Below are 19,354 nucleotides of genomic sequence, written 5' to 3'. Positions count from 1 at the left end.
ATTAAACTGTACTAAAAGTTGTCTAAAGGATTAGATGCTGTCTACATGGGTTAAATCATCACTGTTTTCACAGCTAAGTTAAATAACTAAGTAGTAGATAATTTGTTAAAAATTTGTTTGACGTGCTGAGGAAATCGATGCATCCACTGCAAGTAAATTTGCTGCTGAATACCTAGCGCAGCAAAAGCTTCTTTGCCTAGTTGCTGGAACTGTTCGCATAACGTTCGATGAGTTTCTAATGGCATATAATGAGGGTCAACATAATCCTCAGTTATTCTTGTTGTCTGTGCAGAAGGAGAATCTTTTGGAGTTGGAGAAGAGCCTGTTGAAGGTGGAGACGAAACAACATTTGTTGGGTTCGAGTTTTGAAAACCGTTAGTTTTCTCCCACCAGCGACCGCGCAAACAATCAACGACCCACCCTGAAGGGTTGGATATTTGCTTTGTTTGGCTTCGGACTTGCAGCAAGTTTATGGCGGCTTGGATTTCGTTTAAGCTGTGCTGGAGCACACAAATTTTTAATTCAGAATTCATGCCTCCTGTGGCTCGCGTAACGGCTTCGACAATTTCAGTTGCATCGGGATTGGCAATTGCAACCGCTTCGATAATCTCAGTGGTCTCGGAATTGGCAATTGCAACCGCTTCGATAATCTCAGTGGTCTCGGAATTGGCAATTGGAACAGCTTCGACAATTTCAGTGGTCTCGGAATTGGCAATTGCAACCGCTTCGATAATCTCAGTCGCATCAGAATTAGTAATTAGAACGGCTTTGACAGTTTCAGTCGCATCGGGGTTGGCAATTGCAATTGGTTGGACAGTTTCAGGAACTTGGGGAGTAACGGGCGAAGATATTTCAGGACTTAACGGAACAGCTTTATTGGTAGGTATTGGTGATTTGGCGGCAGAGATTGTTGGATTGTCGAGGCTGTTGAGTTCTGTCAGCAGTTTTTGCGGGGGTTTAGAGGTCAAACCTCTTTGTTCTGAAGTGCAAGGCATTGCCACATCGACTGCCTGACTGTTATCTGAATTAATTCTCAGACATTCAGCGGTTGGGGCGGAACATTTATTTTCACTAGGGGTTTTTACTTCTTGTTCTAAATTTTTATTTAATTCAGTGCTTTTAGATTTGAGCCCAGTTACAAGCTGTGGTTTTTTATCTGGTGATGTTAAATTTTCTTCCTCTTGAAAAAAATTTAAAAAAACAGCAGCAACATTTTTAGTGCTTTGCTGTTCTTTTTTATCCTCTGTAAAGAGTACGGCACCATCAGGGTTTGAACCCCCTGTTTGCTCAATTTTTGGCTGGTTCAGTCGATTTTTTGACGGATTGCTCAGTTTTTGGAATTTTGAATTGGTGTGAGTGAAGGGACGAACGTCGCCCAGGTGTTGCACTGCTATGCGGAAAATGCCGCACCCGTAGTTTTTGAGAATTTTGACCAAGCCGAGTTTTTCGAGCTGTCTGAGGGCTGCCCGCCTGGTGTTGGGGCTGTAGGGCTTGCCGTTTCGGACTCTTGTGGCTCGTTTTTCGCCCAAGGGGATGCAATTGATGTCGATTTCCTCTGGTTTGCCGCCGATGCAGGTTCTGTACAGGTAGAGGGCGAGTTTGAGGGCGCTGGGGGTAGCGCCTTCTAGTATGTCGGCTAGGGCTTCGTAAACTGCGGCGTGTCGGGCGAATGGCGGTTTGTGCCAGGTAGTTGTATCTGCAACCATTTTTTATTCCGGGGTAAAAATGAGCGTAAATGTCCCTTCATGCGACTGTGACAGCCGCAAGGTTTGCCAGAGCGGTTGTTGTGAATTTGACCGCGGGCTATTGAGCGCGAATGCAGCGCTCGCTGCACTCAACAGGATTTCGGGTTGGCTTCAACAACCAGGTGTGGTAGTTCCGCCGGAACTCGATTCATAGCGCCGTCGCTTGAACTATTGGCAAACTTTAGCGAAGCGGTTTTAAGGTCTTGTACTTTTGCGATCGCTTTTTTGTAGCGATGCAGTTGTCCTAAGTCCAGCAGTGTTGAGACTGACCGCCCCGCTAAAAGATGAGAAAGGGTGCGCGACTATTTTTTCAATCCTGCCAGACCAGCCGATACGGGATTTGGTGGCGAATCAGTCTAATAAAACTGATCAGAGTTGTTCTAAAGGCTGAAAACTTTACGTGGTAAGAGTTTCAAAAATGACTTGTCGCGGCATTCTAGAGGTTTTGTCGCGGCATTCTAGAGGTTTTGTCGCGGCATTCTAGAGGTTTTGTTCTAACGGTCAAACTTATATGGGGTATGGATTTGAGAGCGATTTTAAATACCTATTTTTTTTAGAACAAGTTTCAGAACAGTCGGAGCATCTTTTGCCGAAAAAAAAACCAGCCGGGAAAGGTGGGTTTGTAGGGTCGCTTTGGTGAGAGTTATGTCCTGGACACACGGGTGGTCATCACCTAGCCCTGTCTGGCGTGTTAAATCAGAACCGGAGAAAAAGGATAAAACCGCTATTTCACGTTCGGGTTTTTGAGACTTCGATCAAAAAAAATTGTTTTTCGGAACTTGGACTCACAATCAAAACGCTGAAACTTAGTAACCTCGTTCCTCACGCCAGACAGGGCTAGTGGTCATCACCTGAGTTTGATGGACGAGAATACAGAGGCTACAGCCCTTGAACCGGGGAAAAAACTAAGGTGATGGCGATGTTAGTCAAGCTCTGCTTGCTGTCGCTGTTTGAGCGTAGAATCCCCGTCTCTTGACTAGCGGGGAGTATGTCAAATTAGGACTAAGGCTAAGCATCATCAGGATAGAGGCTCTTCAGGGGGGGTTGCCCCTACTTTCACACCGTATATTGAGGCTGTGCGTAAGTCCTAAATATGTCAATCTGAAATGCTTAACAGATGCCAGATTTGGGATTCCAGTTCTGGTGCAGGGATTCGCTCCCCACGTTCCAACATGGATACATAACGCTGCGACACCCCTAGCCAGCCAGCCAATTGTGCTTGAGTCCAACCTTTGGCTGTTCTTGCTTCTTTTATCTCATTGCTTGTCAGTTTAGGTTTGGGAGCTTCTTTCAGGCGGGGTTGAACCTGTTTGAGTTCAGCTTTGCTTGCCAGGAGTTGGGGGATAGGTGCTGGCGGATGGATGGTAATTTTGGCTGCCAATAGCGTGTCAAAGTATCCTCGTTTTTTTCGATCCTTGCTACCGGGTCTCAGCCATTCTGGGTAGGTCTCTTGGTCAAACTCGATTTGAAACGCTCGCTGGAGTTTCAACAGCACTTCCAGGGTGTGATTCCAGCTATTCATCAGCGTGTAAGCTTTTCTACGGTCAGACCGGGCTATATCGATTACCGTTTGGGATAGGAGCGCTTTTAGAAGGGTTTCCACTTTGTAACTGCCACTGGTGTGAAATCGGCTTTCCATCGTCAGATGAAGTGCTAAGCGCAAAGCCAGTTCATCATGGTAGGCATCGATTTTGAGAATCTCCTGGGCTAAATAGCCAAACTGATACAAGGCTTCTTTGGCGAAGTAACCTGCTTTGTTCAAGAAGGCATGAGTCCAGAGCCCCGGTTGGACTGTGATGTAGACTTCATCAGGCTGCTCTATTTTGCCCTCCAGATTCTGCTGACCTGTTAACTGAATTTGAATATTCCACATTCGCGAGGTGTCAACGCTGGCTCTAATTCCACCTTTTTTGTGTTTGCCTTCAACCCATGTGGCTTTGATTGCTAGGCAACCTAGAGCATACGCTGTTTTAGCTAGTTCATTCAGTTTTTTAGACGCGGGCAAGTCTGTGCGTTTGTCCCAGCCCATTTCCTTGATTAAGTCACTGCCTTCGAGAGTGAATAAGCTTTCCCACGGCTCTTCTTGTCTCATAATATGAGCGGCAAAAATCAGGTGTAACTTGGCAGCGGTCAGCCCAAACTTGTCAATAATTTGCATGGCCTCTTCTAAAGGCAGCAGCGTGATGTCGCCGGGGTTGGCGATGTAGTGCTCGATGATGTTGTTGGGGTTGCCCTTGGCTCGGTGTTGGAAGTACCCGACACCTGAAGGGTATTGCTGCCACAAGTCTGTTCTCAGTTGTGCGTGGAGACTGGATACCATAGGAGGGGGTGTCGCGACAGGGGCGATCGGTCTACTCTGGTACAGACGAGGTTCTGTAATGGGTTTGTCTGGGGTATCTCTAACTTCAGCCAGACTTTCTGAGCTGGTGCTGTCACTCATAGTTTTAGTCAATAGTTAGAACCTAGTATTTTAATCACTGTAGTTTTAATAAATTCTAGAATTTTAAGTCGGCATAATGTCGTCAAGTTGCAATTGTAAATTGGGAAAGAGGTAAGAAGAAATCGGCTCTCCCAAGCGATATTGTTGCTGCTGGTAAACTCCATCACTCAACTGGCAGACCGTGAAAGTAGGTTGCTTGGGATTGCCGATAAATTGCAAACCCCCCAAGCCTCGAAAGTCCACAATCCAATATTCTGCAATCTTCAAAAAAGCGTATTCTTCCACTTTTCTTGCATAATCATCTTGCCAATTAGTGCTGACAACTTCGGCAACCAGCTTAATTGTACTATCTTTACAAATCACTGGTTCTTTTTGCCAAAGGGGTTCACTACTAAGTTCTGCTTTATCTAAAACAACTACATCAGGACGCAGTGCTGTGGCCTCAGCGTATAGGGGTTTTATTAAACAAGTTTTGGGAACCAACCAATTGAAATTACCACGAAAAATTTCTACGTAAATTCTACCAGCAATACTACCTGCAACCGCTTCGTGAGGACCAGTAGGTTCCATGTCTCTGAGTTCTCCATCAATGAGTTCATATCGTGTATTATCCCCATATAGGGCAATAAACTCCTCAAAGCTAAGTAGTTTGGATGGGGTGTATGTCATAGGTTATTTTTTAATGGGAGGTAGCTTAATTAGAAGTTTCGTGGGGTAGGGAGTAGAGTTCTGTTAAGTTTATTATACTCGCTCGATTGCATGACCGCCTTCGAGCTTGTCAAACTAATGGAGGCGGATTGCGATCTGATAAATCGCCCCGTGCCGATTCCAGAGAACCATCCATTATATTCCAATCAATGTCATCATCGGGGAACAGCGATAATTGTCCAGGCGAGACGTTGGATTGCCCGCGATTGTGATAAGAAAGGTGACACGCAGTACAAAGGGCTATTAAGTTTTCTGGACGGTTGTCCTCCGGTATCCGGTTGCGGTGGTGCACTGGTTAGAGTCGATAGGAGCATTGCTACTCCTACCTCTCCTTCAGAACGGAACGTGAAACTTTCGCTTCATTCCGCTCCTCAGTAACTTTACCTTTGTCATAGGTACGAGTCAGTGAACCATCATTGGCTGTTTTAACATCGTGACAGTGCTTGTGTAGAAGTTGTAAGTTCTCATAGGTGTCTTTTCCTCCTAGAGTTTTAGGTTTAATATGGTCAACTTCTACGATGTCTGTAGGTGTAAAGTACAGACCACAGTGGGTACATTTACCCTTCTGCCTTTTGAGTAATTTTGCCAATCTAGACGGCGTTTCAGGGTATTCTCCGCGTCGCTTGCTCCAATAAGTCCAGTTGCCGTCATAGGGACTAGAAGTGTTCTTTATTTTTGTGTGTCGCACTATTGGCGTTGCGCCGTGTACCGCTAGTTCTAATCCTTCTTCCGTACTGAAACACCAGTTACGGTCACCTACTGTTCTCCAGTATTTGTCCTTATTGATGCTACCTTCCCCCCTACTTTTTGCCCAGGCTCTTAACTTGCTGTATGTGAGCATATCTGCTTTTGAGAAAGTGTTTTTGCTCGATACTGTGGAGTAATAGTTTGACCAGCCTTTGATGATTGGGTTGAGTTTTGATATCAAAGCTGCCTGTGGCGCGGTCTTATGAGTGTCTATTACTTCTGCAAGTTTTTTTAGGTGTTCCTTGAGCTTGAGTTTTGAAGGGGTGATTAGTGTGCAGAAACCAAGAACTCCATATCTGTTTGATGCACTTCGATAGTGGCCTACTTTGTGCTGTTGAATATGGAATCCTAGAAACTCAAACCCAACATTTCCATCATGTTTGCCGAGGGTGTGGGTTAATCTTGTTTTACTAGGTTTCAACTCCAGTCCGATGTCACTTAACCAGTTTGCGATTATTTTTTGGCATTCCTGTATTACGTTTACGTCTTTGTGGAGTATCACAAAGTCATCAGCGTAACGAATCAAACTCAGGGATTGACGTTTAATCGTCTTACTTTCGTTCCCTTTTAATGTTTCGGCATATTGTTTGACTCTTTCTTCCATTCCATGTAGGGCTATATTTGCCAAAAGGGGTGAAATAACGCCACCTTGTGGTGTGCCTTCGTTGGTAGGAAAAGGATAGCCTTGGTCTAACACTCCGGCTTTAAGCCAAGCTTTCACTTGTTTTCTTAAAGTTGGGAATGTATTAATCTTCTTGAGTAACGTGGCATGGTTTATGCGGTCAAAGCATTTGGCAATATCAGCATCTAGCACATATTTGGCTTTCTGATTGATAGCGGTAAAAATTGCTTCTATTGCATCGTGACATGAACGTCCTGGTCGGAACCCGTAACTATTTGGCTCAAAACGAGCTTCCCATTCGGGTTCTAGCGCTAGCTTGACCAATGCTTGCAGTGCACGATCATTGATTGTTGGTATACCTAAAGGTCTCTTTTCATTTGTGCCAGGTTTGGGAATCATTACCCGTCGTGTGGGTTTTGATTTACCTGTGACTTTCAGGTTAATTGATAAGGTGATACGTTGCTTTGGAGTTAGTGATTTGACACCATCTACACCTGCCGTATTTTTACCTTGGTTATCCTGTGTTACCTTTCTAACTGCAATCAATCTTGCCGACCAGGATCTAATCAGGGTCTTTTGGAGTTTGCGAACTGCTTTAACATCACCACGTTTACTCGCTTGAAAGATTCGTTTTTGCAACTTGAACGTCAATCGTTCGACTTTACGCCAATTGATTTGGTTCCATTCCACCGTCTGATTGTTCAGCGTTTTAGACTTTTTCATTGCTAATTGCAACCCTTTCGTTAAAGTTACCGTGAGTCTGTCGGCATATCCTTGTTATTACAATAAGGCATTCGCTTTTGACTCAATCCTTCCCTCATATACCTTATGGCTAGCAACCTACTGGGCATCGACCTTTTCCAGAAATATATAAGGGTTACTTCGTTCCGATTACACATTGGTTGAACTTTTAGCGCGATGCTCTCCACCGGGTTTTTGGGTAGTGCTTATTGGTCAATATTGGATTTGCCAATACCCTATCCTTGCCTTTTGGCTTGGTCTTATTCAGCCGTTAGACCATTGCCTTTTACGATGGTTCAAACACATCTTTGCTGACGCTACGCATGAGTTCTTGCTCGGCAGTTACCAAATTCGGCTATCAGTAGTTCTGCCTTTTATCCCCGCTTTATGTTGTTGGTTGCTACCCAACAACATAGGGGATATGCTTTCACCGCTGCACCTGCGGGGTAAGACTTGTCTCTTGGACTCACCTACAAGTGTAATCAGTTGTCACTAGCTGATTGCAGCTAGGCTAACCGTCCCGTAAGCTTTTCGGCTCACTTTAGGCTAAACGAATCACACTCAAAGTTAAGGCACAGCGTTCGGACTTGGTTAAGCCACTTTTCTTACCGGGTCGGAGGCATTGTTGGTTGCATTTAGTACAGCGCCAGAGCGCACTTTCTTTCACGGAGAGCGCAATAAGAGTGCCAATTGTCGGGATACCTCTTGGGTTTTGTCATAGCTCATTTCTCACTCTTGCGGCGCTCGCTTTTGTTGCCATCACTCAGAAGCCATCAAGTCAAAGAGTGCTGTAAATTCGCTCAATATTCCATATCTCTTAACGCCTTCCTCACTATTATTCCACTTTTAGTATAAGAGAGCTCGGATGAGTGGTACGAATACTCTTCCTCAAGCTTTAAGATTGATGGCTAACCAACTTGAAAATATCAGTGAGTTGCTTTTCGGTTTTTCTAACCGAGATCAACCAGTTAAATCCTTCACGTAGCATCAACAAATAGCCCAATCAGCTTAGTTTATTTTTTCGACAATTAATCCACCCTGCCATCCCTCAAAGAATATGCCTGGAAAAATCCTCAAGCTACACCCCCAATTACAGCAGAAAACAATTTTGATCAGCTTTTAGATAAAATCCAAACTAGAACCGCCCTTTATCTCGGCAAGCGTTCTATCTTTAGTCTGCAAGCTTTTTTAGATGGTTACACTTTAGCCTGTCGCCAACTCGGAATTCCTGTTACTGAACAGGAACAAGAATTTGCAGAATTTCAAGACTGGATTGAAAAACAATTTAACCAGCCATCTACCAAGTCTTGGGCGCGAATTATCCTTTTGTATTCAGAAGATGAATCCCAAGCGCTTGATACATTTTTTCAGCTCTTTGAAAATTTTTTACAGCGCGAATCCTCGCTTGATGCCGACACAATCTCTCGCCACCAGCAGCCCCGAAAATGGTAATAAAAAGCAGCTAAATTCAATGCTTGAAAACTTATCCGAAGAAGCGCTTGCCCAACTTCGTGAAGAAGCCGAATCTTTGCACCAACAAGAAAAAAGCCCAGTATAGAACCGCTTTGAGATCTTGAGGGCGATCGCTCGCAAGCAGTTGATCGGCTTTTAGCAGTTGGGCTCTCTCGGATATTTGGTGCAGAATGTAGCAATTGATACTAAATTGCTATAAGTCCCCACTTCAGTAGCACTCCGGTGAGACCGGATTGGGGAAGAAAGCGCCGATCGAGCAAGCCGGATTGCGAAAAGGCTCCTGAGCGACTTGCAGTGATGAATGTTTGGCTCAACTTTGCCAAGAGGAGTCTAACTCGAAGTTGCAAGGGTTTTCCAGTACCTAAGAGCTGCTGAGCGGCTGATATTCATGACTTGAAAATGGGCGGAAGTCATTATAGCATTGAGTAGTTATATTACACAGCAGGCGAAACTGAAACGGTGTTGGCGGTTGATTTACTCGCTCTACACGCACTTCTACAAAACTAGGATTCCTCAAGAGAAGTTCAAAAATCTCACTCTTCAAATATCGCGGACAATACCCGACAATGTAGTGGTCTTCTGTATTTAAAGTCAATGCTTTAGAATCATAATGATTTTGAAATTCGTGAGCCAACCACAACTTTTCTCCAGGTTCTAAACAGTTAATTCGCTCAATCGCACATTGTGGCAAGTAGCGCAACCCATGCGAGAAAAAGTGGAGGCGATACCGCCCTTCTGAATCTGGTTCAGGAATGAGAAAAACAGTTAGAGTATCTGTTTCTCGCCGCCCACCGCTGCGAGCTAACATGGCAATTGGATCGCTTTCATTTTGAGTCAGATTTAGCCAGTGAATAAAACTTGAGTAATCGGGGCGATTTGTCGGCATCAACCGATTAGCAAATACGGAAAATAAGTAGGTTGATGTATATACTTTACCTAAGCGCGGAAACGAGGGCAAGGGTTCAAAACCGCACTTCTGTTGAGCTTCTAAAACGCCTTGCGTGTAGGTAAATTGGTAGTTGGTTCCGTCAAATGTTAGCCTGCCAATGGGAAACCAGGAACGGCTGTTTGGATCTTGCCAAGCCAAAAAAAGCGTTGAGTGTGTTTTCACGGTAGCGTTTTCCTCAAGTTAAGCAGTCTGTGTTGATTGAATTCAAGAATTTTTTGGGCAAACTCGGCTGCAATCGGTGAGATACGAGTGTTAGGAATTCGATTAAAAATATCCACTAAGTAGCTAGAGAAAATTAATTACATAGTTTTCTCCAAATTCTTTCAGGATTTTTTCCACAGATGTAACAAAAGTTCCCCAACTCTTGTAAGCAGATATTTCAATCCATTCATACTTAATAAACAGCCATAAAATTTCAATTAAATTTAATTCAGGTGAGTAAGAAGGCAACTCAAAAAGAGTAATATTACGTTGTTTCCACTCTTCTATTTTGTCAACAATAGCATCACTGGTATGAATAGAAGCTTGATCGGTGACAATCACCGTTGGCTTATCTACTGTGGGGAAAAAAGCATCAATACAGGCAATAACCACATCGCAATTAATACTTTGAGATGAAATATAAGTTTCAAGATGGTTATTTCGATTCATGATTCCTAGTACATTCATTCGCTGACTACGACTAGGAATTGTTAAATATTCTCCGATATCCTGCCAGCCATAGGGGACACAAGGAATCAAACAAAATCCCGTTTCATCCAAGTAATATAAATCAATTTTACCCTGATCATCCAATTGCTTTAATTCTTCTAATTGCGCCTTTTTCTCTTGATATTCCTGGGCTGGAGGCGTTCCGGCAACTCCTTTACGAAGGAGTTGCCAACTCATGTTTAGAGTTTTTAGTATTCTTTGAATTGTTTTTGTACTGGGAGTTATGCCCCAGGTTTCTTGAACTTTTTGGCTAACATTTTTTAATTGCCTTGGCTCTTGTTTAGCCCCTTCTTTAATTTGGGCTTTCTGCGAAGAGTTAAATAGTGGCTTAGAACCTCTTCCTGGTTTATTATAAAGTCCTATCATTCCCTCTAATTCCCACCGATTGAACCAGTTATAGAGGGTCTTATAACTTATTTTAAAAATATTCATTAACTCTCCTTTTTTTACTCCTTGCGAAGCTAATATGAGGCAATGTGCTCTCTGACGTACCTGATGATGTCGGCTTTGGCGATAAATTCGAGTCGAGCAATTTAGACGAAAGAGGATTTATTTCCCTGATAAACATATGAAATTCTAATTAACTCATAATTTTGCCTGGAATATCATTCTACTATGTATTTGTGTAATTAATTCTGTCTAACTACTTATGCAAATCTCATCTATGATAAAATTGCAATTATCACACAAATAGGAGTTTTGTTCAGCTTGGGGCGCTTGCCGTAACACATTATCTCCTGCTTTGTCAAGTCGTTAATAAAAAATGGCATATTCGCCAAACAAAATTTACGAATAATTACATCTACTCAGCAAAAGCGAACCGAGACAATTTGAGGAAAGAATGCCGGCAAGAGATACAATCCATAATATCGTTAAAGAAGCGCTGATAAAAGATGGTTGGGAAATCACTAACGACCCCTATGTAATTTCTTACGGAGAGCGATTTCTCTTTGTAGACTTGGCAGCGGCAGCGTCCGAAGTCAACAACAAAATAGAAGGGCGTTTTATTGGCGCAAAGCGAGAAAATACCCGCATCGCCATTGAAATTAAAGAATTTCGAGGAGTGTCACCTATTGCCGATCTGGAACAAGCTCTTGGTCAATATATACTCTATCGGTTATTGCTAGGCCAAGTTGACCCAGAACGGATAATTTATTTAGCCGTTCCCACTCTGGCCTATAACGGCATTTTCAGCGAACCTATTGGCGAACTCGCCATTACAGAAATACCCTTAAATTTGGTAGTAATCGATTTAGAAAAAATAGAGGTTCAACAATGGATAACTTAACGGATAATGCAACCACATACCGAGAAATTGTCAAACAGGTAATCGGGAAATATGCCCAATTAAAGCCTTCTCACGGAGAGATCCGACTTGATCCCGTGTTTGACGAAACTCACGATCGCTACGCCTTGATGCAAGTTGGTTGGGATCGGGGGCGGCGAATCAGAGGAAACCTCATTTATATCACGTTGGAAGCTGGTAAAATCTACATTGAATATGACGGTATGGAATGCGGCATTACCCAAGATTTAATTGAGGAAGGCATTCCTCAAAACGATATCATCTTAGCTTTTCTGTCACCCGATCAAGTCCTTGTTGCCGCATAAAACAATGCCGGTCGTGCTAAGCACAATACAAGTAGTGTGCATCAGGGAGAAAATTATCGCTGTTAGCCAAGGATTTACAACTGACGCACCCTACTAGCTAGCCCTAGCTATATGACTTTACCAATCTAGCTCTTGCCGAAGCATTGAGCGCAGAGGAATTACATAATGTTTGATATTTTAAAATCGTGGCTATCATCTTTAACACCGATTCAATTTCAAGAATATACTGCGTTTACTACTACTTTACTTATATTAATTACTGTAATTAGATTTATTTATGACTTGAATAAAGATAGAATCAAAATAATAGTTACAGTTGAACGTGAGCGTGATAGCTTGCCAGCAATACAACAGCCTTTAATAAATTATTTTTTGCTTAAAGTTATAAATAAAAGCTATAATCCTGTCGTAATTAATGAAATTGGAGTGATTACCCAAAGCGAAACAATTAATTTGGTAGATATGCCTTGGATATTTACTCACCTAAAAGAGGATCAAGGGGAAATTCTGGGAAGTCTCGAATGGGTAGCGATTCCTGGTACAGTGAATCCACAATCTATGGGGATAGCTCTAATTTTATTTTCTAACTTAGAAAAAGCTTATAAAAATATCAAAAAAGAAGGAGAAAAACTGTCGTTGGAAGACCCTGGATACCTGCGAACAGTTAATCTTGTCACTACTTATGAAGAATTGATGAAGCCGAATTCGTATAACACCAGCACTCAAGTGCTGACAGTCAAACCTTATACAGTGATTACTACAGGTCAGCGTTTTATTGGCAAAAAAACAAAGATTCAATTAGGAAACCTTCATACATCTGTGCAAGCTATGACTCAAAAAAAAAGATTCCTTTGATACAAGTAAGGAATCATTTAGGCATTAAAGTTTGGACTAATTATTAAACAATCTAATTAAAGGTAAAGGCATATAATGAATATCAATGCAACCCCAACAACCCCCGCCCAAGTCCGCCAAGACCTAATCGACGCCTTACAACTCGACCTGATCGGCCCCATCCCCGACGACGAAGCCCACGCCGCAGAAATCATCAACCAACCCCCTTCCCGCTCGTATCTCAGCGGTTTTTTCGTACCCTGGTTTGCCAAGATTAGAGGCATACGGAGCGATGAAAACGGCGAGTGTTTCCACTCGATCGATTTTAGCAAGCAGACCGATCGAAACTTTGCCGTTATTTCTCAGTATTTTGCTTTAAAACCGCCTCAATTTCCGCCAGCTTTTGGCGCAAAACCTCCTGCAACTCCACAAGTTGGTCAACCTCAGCTTGCTCCAACACTTGAGGTGAGAGCTTTTTCAAATTCCCGGCTGCCAACTTAACCTGCTTGAATTGGCGGGCTGCCCCTGGGAAATCATCCAGATTAGAATTGATAATTTCTTGCACCAATTTACGAGTTTGAGTCACCGACAATTTCTCGGCAATAACTCGATCGGTTGCTTGAACTCTAATCGGCTGCGCTTCTTCCTCTGGCAAGACTAAATTTTTAGCAGAGAGTTTAGAAAGAGCCATTGCATGAACCCCTTTAAGTCCTAATTGCCTGATAGCAGTCTTAAGGTCATCAGCCAAAGACAGCATCGGGAAAATGTTGGCATCGATAGAAGCGGGATTGAGCTGCAAATCCAACAGTGTCCGCAAAACGGCCAACTCTTGTTCATCCAAACCCACAGCGGCCAAACCCTGTTGCTGCTCGTCAGGTGCCACCGTCACCAACTCGGAAACCAAGTTCATCCGTTTTTGCGCGTTCAAGCGTCGCACCACTGTCGAGAGAATGCGGGGGATAGTTGCAGCTTCCAAACCCGTATTTTCAGACAACTCCCGCACAATAGCTTCTGCTTTATCGAGGGGATTGAGATCTTCCCGGTGCAGGGAAGTCAGCAGTGCTTTGCGGTGCAAAGCCGCGGGTTCTGGAACGATCACAGCTTGCAAAGTTTGCCAGCCCAGATTTTTAGCGCTGCGCCAGCGCCGCTCTCCATCGAATATCACCAAATCCCCCCGTTGAATCAAGATAATGGGTTGCAGTTGTCCGTCACTAGCGAGGGAACGGGACATGGACTCGATACTTTCTGGCAAAAAAGTCTGTCTGGGTTGTTCAGGATTAGGCTGAATTTGTAAGAGTGAAATGGAGAGGATACCGCTGGCGGATTCTAGTTGTTCTCGCAGTGCAGTCAATTGAGATTCCAATTCCGTTGAACCCGATTTTCGCAGTTCTTCAATTTCTGCTTTGAGTTCCTGAATCTCGGATTCAGCTTCAGAGAGGTGCATTGACTGCTTGGCGGATGAAAAATAATTTCCCAAGTCGGGAGCTTTACGGGTGGCCATAGCGATTTTTGATTTTTGATTGGGGATTGGAGAAAGTGAGTTCATGGCTCTTAGTCAGAAACGAAGGACTTGTTTTCGCTAAGCAAGCAAGTTGTGAGTATGAATCAAATACTATTTCTTTTTTTTGCCTTTTTTGGCAACAGCCGGAGCAACTTCATTTCCCATTAAGGTAGCCAGGTGCTTAACAATTTCTTTGAAGTCGCCTAAAGCTGGGTGAAGGGGGCGGTAAATGTGTAAGGGCAACCCTTGACCGCTGGCATTGACAAATTCTGCACTGTCCCGAATAGGTGGAAAAACGCGGATATTCATCTGCTCTAGCTGGGCTGGCAATGACTCTAAAAGTTGTCGGTGGACGGCTCGTTTCGTATCGTATTGGTTGGGTACAAACCCTAAGATTTCTGGTTGCGGCTTGAGGCGTAATTGTTTGCAATGGTGGTAGTACCACTCCAGCAGGTGAGCTGCTCCTTGAATTGATTTTGGTTCGAGCTGTACGGGCACTATTATATGAGTGCAAGCAGTTAGTGCCATCAAGGGCAAGGGGCCGAGGGTAGCGGGGCAGTCGAAGATAATTAGGTCGTGATCCATTGGATAGTCGCTCAGGCAATCGCCTAGAAGATAAGCGCCACGCTTGTGCAGAACTAACTCGTCTGCTGTTTGTGTCAGCGTCATTCCGCCTTGACAAACGGTTACATTATTGGTGTGGGGACTCCAGCTAGGAGTAAGAGGCCAAGAGCCATTGAAGCTTTCTCGCATTATGGCGGACAGTGTGTGTTCTGGCTCTGGCGGATTTAGACCGCAAAAAAGGGTCAGGGAGCCTTGGGGGTCGAGATCCATAATGGCTACTTTCAAACCCCTTAACCCCAGTTCGTAGGCGAGGTGAACTGAAAGTGTGGTTTTGCCAGTGCCGCCAGCATTGCTGATGACTGCTAGTCGAATTTGCATGGTTTTGAATTAAGTAGATGATTTAAGTATCATATATCGAGAGTAGGCATCAGATATCGATATATGAGAGCCTCACGGTAAACCACTGTTGGGTTCCACGTTGAAACAGCAACTTAATATTTAGTCGGTCGAGCAGAATCTCGTCAAGTTTAGTACGGGGAAGATTGTTGAAAAGAATTTAAGTTCGATCGCTAGACTGAAACACGGAACGTCATATATCGATATTTGAGGTATGGGATCTAACCGCCGAGTTAACTTCGATCGCAGTCTTGGGACGGTGCGATCGTACAATGTACTAGGGAACTTCAAAGGCACGGAAGGGTTGGGCGAGTCAACTGAACAATTTGCATTAACATACCTAGAATTAGTTGAATATTTTCAACTAAAACAGCAGGATTCCCCCACCATACCGTTTCGGTATGGTGGCGTGAGCAATGCGCGTGAGAGAGCCATTGCACCACCAACCAAATCGATAATCCCGTAGGCGCTAAACAAGTGAGGCGGTGTATAAGTAAACGAACAAATTATTTGATTGTCATAGTTTCACGCGTTGAGATATAGTGGCGTCATGAAACAAGTCCTGACAGTATCTTGCAAGCTCGAAGTAACGCCGGAGCAATCGACGAAAATCGATTCGACGCTCCTGGCGTTTGCTAATGCTTGCGAATACGTGAACCAAACTGCTCCTCCAACTCTGACAAACGAGTTGGCGATACAGTCCTTGGTTTATCACGATGTCAGAACTAGATTCGGCTTGTCTGCTCAGTTGGCGATTCATGCGATTAGACGGGTTTCTGGTAACAGGAAAACGGCCAAGAAAGATGGCAAGCCAGTTAAAAACTTTGCTCCAACAAGTGCCACTTACGACCCCCGCACCTTCTCTTTCAGAGAGAAAGACTGGACTGTAAGTTTGACCACTATCAACGGTAGAGAGCGATTTCCACTTGCTATTGGCAACTATCAGCTTGGATTGTTGAAGGGGCAAGTCCCCAAAACAGCCACGCTAGTAAAACGTAAAGATGGTACTTACTATCTGAACATTCAGCTTGAATCTGTACCACCAGAACCAATCGAAACCGACAAAGTTTTGGGGTGTGATTTGGGGCGAACTGACATTGTTGTTACATCCGAAGGGGATAAATTTAGCGGCAAAGAAATTACCGCAATTAGAAATCATTACGCCAAACTTAGAGCGGATATCCAACAAAAAGCTACGAAAGGCACACGCAGTGCTCGACGCAGATGTCGAGCATTGTTGAAACGGTTGTCGGGCAAGGAAAAACGCTTTCAGGAATTGGTAAATCACACCATCAGCCATCGACTGATAACTAGGGCTAAGTCGAGTAGCCAAGCTATTGCTTTGGAAGATTTGACCGGAATCAGAGAGCGAACCAATAGCCTTCCTCGCAGCAAAAAAGAGCGGAGGTTGAGTAATAGTTGGGCGTTCTTCCAATTGCGGCAATTCTTGATTTACAAAGCGATAAAATATGGCGTAAAAATCTTGTTGATCGACCCTAGATACACGTCGCAGACTTGCCATAACTGCAACCATATCCACCCGGTTCGGGGTGAATCTTATCGGCAAGGTAAGCAGTTTGTTTGTGGACATTGTGGCTATGTTGGCGATGCAGATTATAACGGGGCGAAAAATATTTCGGCTCTTGGGGTTGTTGTAAACCAGCCTGAAGGTTCGGGGCTTTGCTGTTCTTTGAGCGGTGATGCATAGCGGGCTATTGAAAGCCCCCACTATACCGCTATACGCGGTTGGTAGCGGGTAGTTTACTATAAACCGTCCTATCTTCTAGTTTCATGAACCTCCAGATACTGCCTGTTGTCACTGCACCATAAACACAGGAAATGCTGTTATCTTTTTGAATATTAAAAATCTGGGCTGCCAACATTTCTGCAATGCACTGGGCAATTCCCGATTTGATATTGTCATTCTTGGCTTCGACAAGTGTAAACACGGGAGCATTTAAAGATAATTGTTCTGGTGAATGACTAATCATAAAGTCACAAATGCCATTCAGTCCTTTGACTCGATCAATATTAAATTCCGTACCGGAAAAGAGGCTGATTTGACGATCGCACCGCCTGCGGAGTTCAATCAATACCGGAGCGACTATCATCTCCGATCGCGCTTTTTCCGTGTCAATTCCCAAGGCTAAGGGAATATTTTCGGCTAAGGTTTCCTTTAAAAGCTGACTGGGTGCGATCGGTTCTACAGCCGTAAAGACTTCAGATACTTCTCTAATTGTTAAGCCGAGTTTATGCTTAATATCATCTAGGGAAAATTCGCTATAAGACATAATAGTTGCACCTTTCACTCCGTCGCTCTAATTTTATATTTAGATTTAGATAAACACATTGCCATTTACCTGAATTTTCTCAGTCAGTGTTTTAACCTAAGAGCGTTTTTTAGGAGTGCAAGCATCCTGCTCGCTTGCATTTCTATCTCGCGAAAGAGAACTCCGGCTCGCACTCCTGTTTTTACTAAATTGGGATAATCCTAACAGATACAACAATAATAACCTTTGTTCCCCCTCCCAGTTCGCTCTGAATCTCCAAGTGACGTACTCCCACACTCAATCAAAGACTAGAGTGTGGGCTTCTCCTCCGAGAATTCCCGGATTCGCGTTTTATAGTGAGGCGAACGCTAGGGCCCCACTTTCTTTATTAGAATTCCAGAGTTCAGGTCACGAGGCATGGATGTACCACAAGAGCATTCATGCCACCTATCACTTAACTCCTTTGAAACTCTGTTGAGGCACATTGCACAATGTTGAGATGTTCCAGCAGGATTAACTTTCACGACCAACCGCCCAGCTCTTTGGGCCTTGTACGGAAGGATTTCGTTCAAGAACCCAGCTATCCCCGCATCAGCAAAACTCTTGTTCAACCCGGACTTTGCGGATTGACCATTAGGCAAAAACTTACCCGATTCATCTTGCTTGGGTTTGTTGCGTTTTGCCATATTGGAAACTTTAAGGTCTTCTACAAAGATAACCTCAGCCTTGTTGACCAACTCACCTGCAAGCTCAAAATGCCATTGTTTGCGTTGTCTAGCTACCTGTTGATGTAACGCATGCAATGCGTGACCCAAGTTTGCGACGTGCAGTAGAACCTTTTTTTCTTAGCTCTCTTTTGGTTTGCAGTTTGGCTAATTTCTCTTCGGCTTGCCGATAAAATTTAGGAGGTTCTACCATCGTGCCGTCTGAGCAGACGGCAAAATATTCCAATCCCGCGTCAACGCCAATACTGTTAGTTTCAGTCGGTTCAATGCCAATAGTAGGAGTGTCAGGGACTGATGCATCTTCTAGAGTCAGTGTCGCATACCAACCATCTGCTTTGAGAGTAACCAATGCTCTCTTAATGACAAAACTGTCAGGAATAGGGCGATGTTGAATGAATTTGATTTTTCCTAGCTTGGGAAGTTCAATTCGATTCCCTTGGATGCAGTCAGACTTCACTCGCTGATAAGCGAAAGTGCGATAGCGGTTTTTGCCTTTAAATCGAGGCTTCCCGCTCCGCTTACCATTGATATCACCTTTGATAAAACGAGCAAATGCCAGGTCTACTCGCTTCACCATGTCCTGCAAGACATCGGCATGGATATCTTTGTACCATTCTCTTTCTGTCTTGAGAGACACAAGTGAGCGTTTCTGTCCGTAATACTCAGGATGTTCCCTTGGGGATGCAATACTGCATACCAGTGGACAGGCATTAACTGAACACCTGTTCATTTCAAACCAATCAAATCTGTCTGCCAACAAAAAATTGTATTGATGCCGTAGCATATCGAGCCATTTGCTCATACGGCGTCTTTGGTCGGACGTTGGCAGTAGTTTGAACTGGTAGGCTAGTTTCATGAGACAATTGTACTGCATATTTAATGTAAATACAATCGTGAAACAAACAGAAACAACAACGTTTAGGCTTACTTCAGAAGAAAAAGAGGTTCTGGTCAAGTATTGCGAGTTAACATCTCGAACCCAAAGCGATGTGTTTAGAGAATTCCTACGAACATTACAAAAGAAATTGTCAAAGAAGGGGGTGTTGAACCCCCCTCTTTGACCCGCATTCCTCTCAACGCTGACCCGTATAGGGTACAGCGTGAGGCTCCTGCGGCTTTAGCTGAGCGCTAATCTGCTCGACCCGCTGCCACATTCCACCCAGACCAAATCCGCGCTCCTTGCTACTGCGGATCGAACCCGCATCTGTCGTTACGTACAGACAGGTACAGCCGATAGCATGGAGCTAGTCCCTAGGTAGCGAATAAATAGACAAAATGATACACTTATAGACAAATATGCGGTGTACCATTTTGTTT

The 19,354-nt window shown here is 43.9% G+C and carries 17 protein-coding genes; 6 read left to right on the top strand and 11 right to left on the bottom strand.

Features of this window, described 5'->3' with window-relative positions; all coding sequences use genetic code 11:
- Positions 1-86 precede the first annotated feature (86 nt).
- From QUA00_RS22475 to ltrA, 4 genes are all read right to left on the bottom strand, one after another.
- Positions 87-1,706, bottom strand: a complete 1,620-nt coding sequence (locus QUA00_RS22475) for a hypothetical protein (protein ID WP_333411171.1) — start codon at positions 1,704-1,706, stop codon at positions 87-89.
- Positions 1,707-2,841: 1,135 nt separating this feature from the next.
- Positions 2,842-4,185: a helix-turn-helix transcriptional regulator gene (locus tag QUA00_RS22470; protein ID WP_333304838.1), complete on the bottom strand. Its 1,344-nt coding sequence runs from the start codon at positions 4,183-4,185 to the stop codon at positions 2,842-2,844.
- 63 nt (positions 4,186-4,248) lie between these two features.
- Complete coding sequence (locus QUA00_RS22465) at positions 4,249-4,854, bottom strand: Uma2 family endonuclease (RefSeq protein ID WP_333411170.1); 606 nt, start codon at positions 4,852-4,854, stop codon at positions 4,249-4,251.
- 361 nt (positions 4,855-5,215) lie between these two features.
- Positions 5,216-6,985: a group II intron reverse transcriptase/maturase gene (gene ltrA / locus QUA00_RS22460; protein ID WP_333411169.1), complete on the bottom strand. Its 1,770-nt coding sequence runs from the start codon at positions 6,983-6,985 to the stop codon at positions 5,216-5,218.
- A 1,291-nt stretch (positions 6,986-8,276) separates the two neighbouring features.
- Between ltrA and QUA00_RS22455 the strand changes: the two genes are divergently transcribed.
- Positions 8,277-8,561, top strand: a complete 285-nt coding sequence (locus QUA00_RS22455) for a hypothetical protein (protein ID WP_333411168.1) — start codon at positions 8,277-8,279, stop codon at positions 8,559-8,561.
- A gap of 276 nt (positions 8,562-8,837) precedes the next feature.
- Here QUA00_RS22455 and QUA00_RS22450 read toward each other — a convergent pair whose 3' ends face one another.
- Both QUA00_RS22450 and QUA00_RS22445 read right to left on the bottom strand, forming a co-directional pair.
- A complete protein-coding gene (locus QUA00_RS22450; RefSeq protein ID WP_015179645.1) occupies positions 8,838-9,587 on the bottom strand; it encodes an HIRAN domain-containing protein in 750 nt (249 codons plus the stop codon).
- Positions 9,588-9,710: 123 nt separating this feature from the next.
- The gene (locus QUA00_RS22445; RefSeq protein WP_445305758.1) at positions 9,711-10,685 is read right to left on the bottom strand and encodes an IS630 family transposase; all 975 of its coding nucleotides are present in this window, start codon (positions 10,683-10,685) and stop codon (positions 9,711-9,713) included.
- A gap of 292 nt (positions 10,686-10,977) precedes the next feature.
- Between QUA00_RS22445 and QUA00_RS22440 the strand changes: the two genes are divergently transcribed.
- The 3 genes from QUA00_RS22440 (at position 10,978) to QUA00_RS22430 (ending at position 12,602) form a co-directional block, all read left to right on the top strand.
- On the top strand, positions 10,978-11,424 hold the full coding sequence (locus QUA00_RS22440) for a XisH family protein (RefSeq protein WP_015179644.1): 447 nt from the start codon (positions 10,978-10,980) through the stop codon (positions 11,422-11,424).
- Positions 11,412-11,747, top strand: a complete 336-nt coding sequence (locus QUA00_RS22435) for a XisI protein (RefSeq protein ID WP_015179643.1) — start codon at positions 11,412-11,414, stop codon at positions 11,745-11,747. The genes QUA00_RS22440 and QUA00_RS22435 overlap by 13 nt, the downstream gene beginning before the upstream one ends.
- A 165-nt stretch (positions 11,748-11,912) precedes the next feature.
- Entirely contained in the window at positions 11,913-12,602 is a 690-nt protein-coding gene (locus QUA00_RS22430) for a hypothetical protein (protein ID WP_190655503.1), read from the top strand.
- 334 nt (positions 12,603-12,936) lie between these two features.
- Here QUA00_RS22430 and QUA00_RS22425 read toward each other — a convergent pair whose 3' ends face one another.
- Positions 12,937-14,082, bottom strand: a complete 1,146-nt coding sequence (locus tag QUA00_RS22425; RefSeq protein ID WP_333411167.1) for a ParB/RepB/Spo0J family partition protein — start codon at positions 14,080-14,082, stop codon at positions 12,937-12,939.
- A gap of 111 nt (positions 14,083-14,193) precedes the next feature.
- Positions 14,194-15,024 carry a ParA family protein gene (locus QUA00_RS22420; protein WP_172186670.1) on the bottom strand — a complete coding sequence of 277 codons (831 nt, stop codon included), beginning with the start codon at positions 15,022-15,024 and terminating at the stop codon, positions 14,194-14,196.
- A gap of 232 nt (positions 15,025-15,256) precedes the next feature.
- On the opposite strand from QUA00_RS22420, the gene QUA00_RS22415 reads away from it, so the two are divergent.
- Positions 15,257-15,508, top strand: a complete 252-nt coding sequence (locus QUA00_RS22415) for a hypothetical protein (RefSeq protein ID WP_333147401.1) — start codon at positions 15,257-15,259, stop codon at positions 15,506-15,508.
- 84 nt (positions 15,509-15,592) lie between these two features.
- Positions 15,593-16,750, top strand: a complete 1,158-nt coding sequence (locus QUA00_RS22410; RefSeq protein WP_333147403.1) for a transposase — start codon at positions 15,593-15,595, stop codon at positions 16,748-16,750.
- 28 nt (positions 16,751-16,778) lie between these two features.
- Here the strand turns inward: QUA00_RS22410 and QUA00_RS22405 are convergent, their stop codons facing one another.
- From QUA00_RS22405 to QUA00_RS22395, 3 genes are all read right to left on the bottom strand, one after another.
- The gene (locus QUA00_RS22405) at positions 16,779-17,333 is read right to left on the bottom strand and encodes a hypothetical protein (protein WP_333147405.1); all 555 of its coding nucleotides are present in this window, start codon (positions 17,331-17,333) and stop codon (positions 16,779-16,781) included.
- Between the two features lie 347 nt (positions 17,334-17,680).
- A complete protein-coding gene (locus tag QUA00_RS22400; RefSeq protein ID WP_333411191.1) occupies positions 17,681-17,998 on the bottom strand; it encodes a zinc ribbon domain-containing protein in 318 nt (105 codons plus the stop codon).
- An 88-nt stretch (positions 17,999-18,086) separates the two neighbouring features.
- Entirely contained in the window at positions 18,087-18,839 is a 753-nt protein-coding gene (locus tag QUA00_RS22395) for a transposase (protein WP_333261801.1), read from the bottom strand.
- Between the last annotated feature and the right edge of the window lie 515 nt (positions 18,840-19,354).

This window comes from Microcoleus sp. T2B6 (genome assembly GCF_036700475.1).
Classification (GTDB): domain Bacteria; phylum Cyanobacteriota; class Cyanobacteriia; order Cyanobacteriales; family Microcoleaceae; genus Microcoleus.
This window is presented reverse-complemented; position numbering and strand designations above follow the sequence as displayed.

What these genes read in the sequence shown, in the direction of transcription:
- QUA00_RS22420 (WP_172186670.1), bottom strand. Translation starts at nt 15,024, where the DNA reads ATGCAAATTCGACTAGCAGTCATCAGCAATGCTGGCGGCACTGGCAAA.
- QUA00_RS22425 (WP_333411167.1), bottom strand. Translation starts at nt 14,082, where the DNA reads ATGGCCACCCGTAAAGCTCCCGACTTGGGAAATTATTTTTCATCCGCC.
- QUA00_RS22475 (WP_333411171.1), bottom strand. Translation starts at nt 1,706, where the DNA reads ATGGTTGCAGATACAACTACCTGGCACAAACCGCCATTCGCCCGACAC.
- QUA00_RS22435 (WP_015179643.1), top strand. Translation starts at nt 11,412, where the DNA reads ATGGATAACTTAACGGATAATGCAACCACATACCGAGAAATTGTCAAA.
- QUA00_RS22395 (WP_333261801.1), bottom strand. Translation starts at nt 18,839, where the DNA reads ATGAGCAAATGGCTCGATATGCTACGGCATCAATACAATTTTTTGTTG.
- QUA00_RS22405 (WP_333147405.1), bottom strand. Translation starts at nt 17,333, where the DNA reads ATGTCTTATAGCGAATTTTCCCTAGATGATATTAAGCATAAACTCGGC.
- QUA00_RS22440 (WP_015179644.1), top strand. Translation starts at nt 10,978, where the DNA reads ATGCCGGCAAGAGATACAATCCATAATATCGTTAAAGAAGCGCTGATA.
- QUA00_RS22410 (WP_333147403.1), top strand. Translation starts at nt 15,593, where the DNA reads ATGAAACAAGTCCTGACAGTATCTTGCAAGCTCGAAGTAACGCCGGAG.
- QUA00_RS22430 (WP_190655503.1), top strand. Translation starts at nt 11,913, where the DNA reads ATGTTTGATATTTTAAAATCGTGGCTATCATCTTTAACACCGATTCAA.
- QUA00_RS22470 (WP_333304838.1), bottom strand. Translation starts at nt 4,185, where the DNA reads ATGAGTGACAGCACCAGCTCAGAAAGTCTGGCTGAAGTTAGAGATACC.
- ltrA (WP_333411169.1), bottom strand. Translation starts at nt 6,985, where the DNA reads ATGAAAAAGTCTAAAACGCTGAACAATCAGACGGTGGAATGGAACCAA.
- QUA00_RS22415 (WP_333147401.1), top strand. Translation starts at nt 15,257, where the DNA reads ATGGGATCTAACCGCCGAGTTAACTTCGATCGCAGTCTTGGGACGGTG.
- QUA00_RS22400 (WP_333411191.1), bottom strand. Translation starts at nt 17,998, where the DNA reads ATGGCAAAACGCAACAAACCCAAGCAAGATGAATCGGGTAAGTTTTTG.
- QUA00_RS22465 (WP_333411170.1), bottom strand. Translation starts at nt 4,854, where the DNA reads ATGACATACACCCCATCCAAACTACTTAGCTTTGAGGAGTTTATTGCC.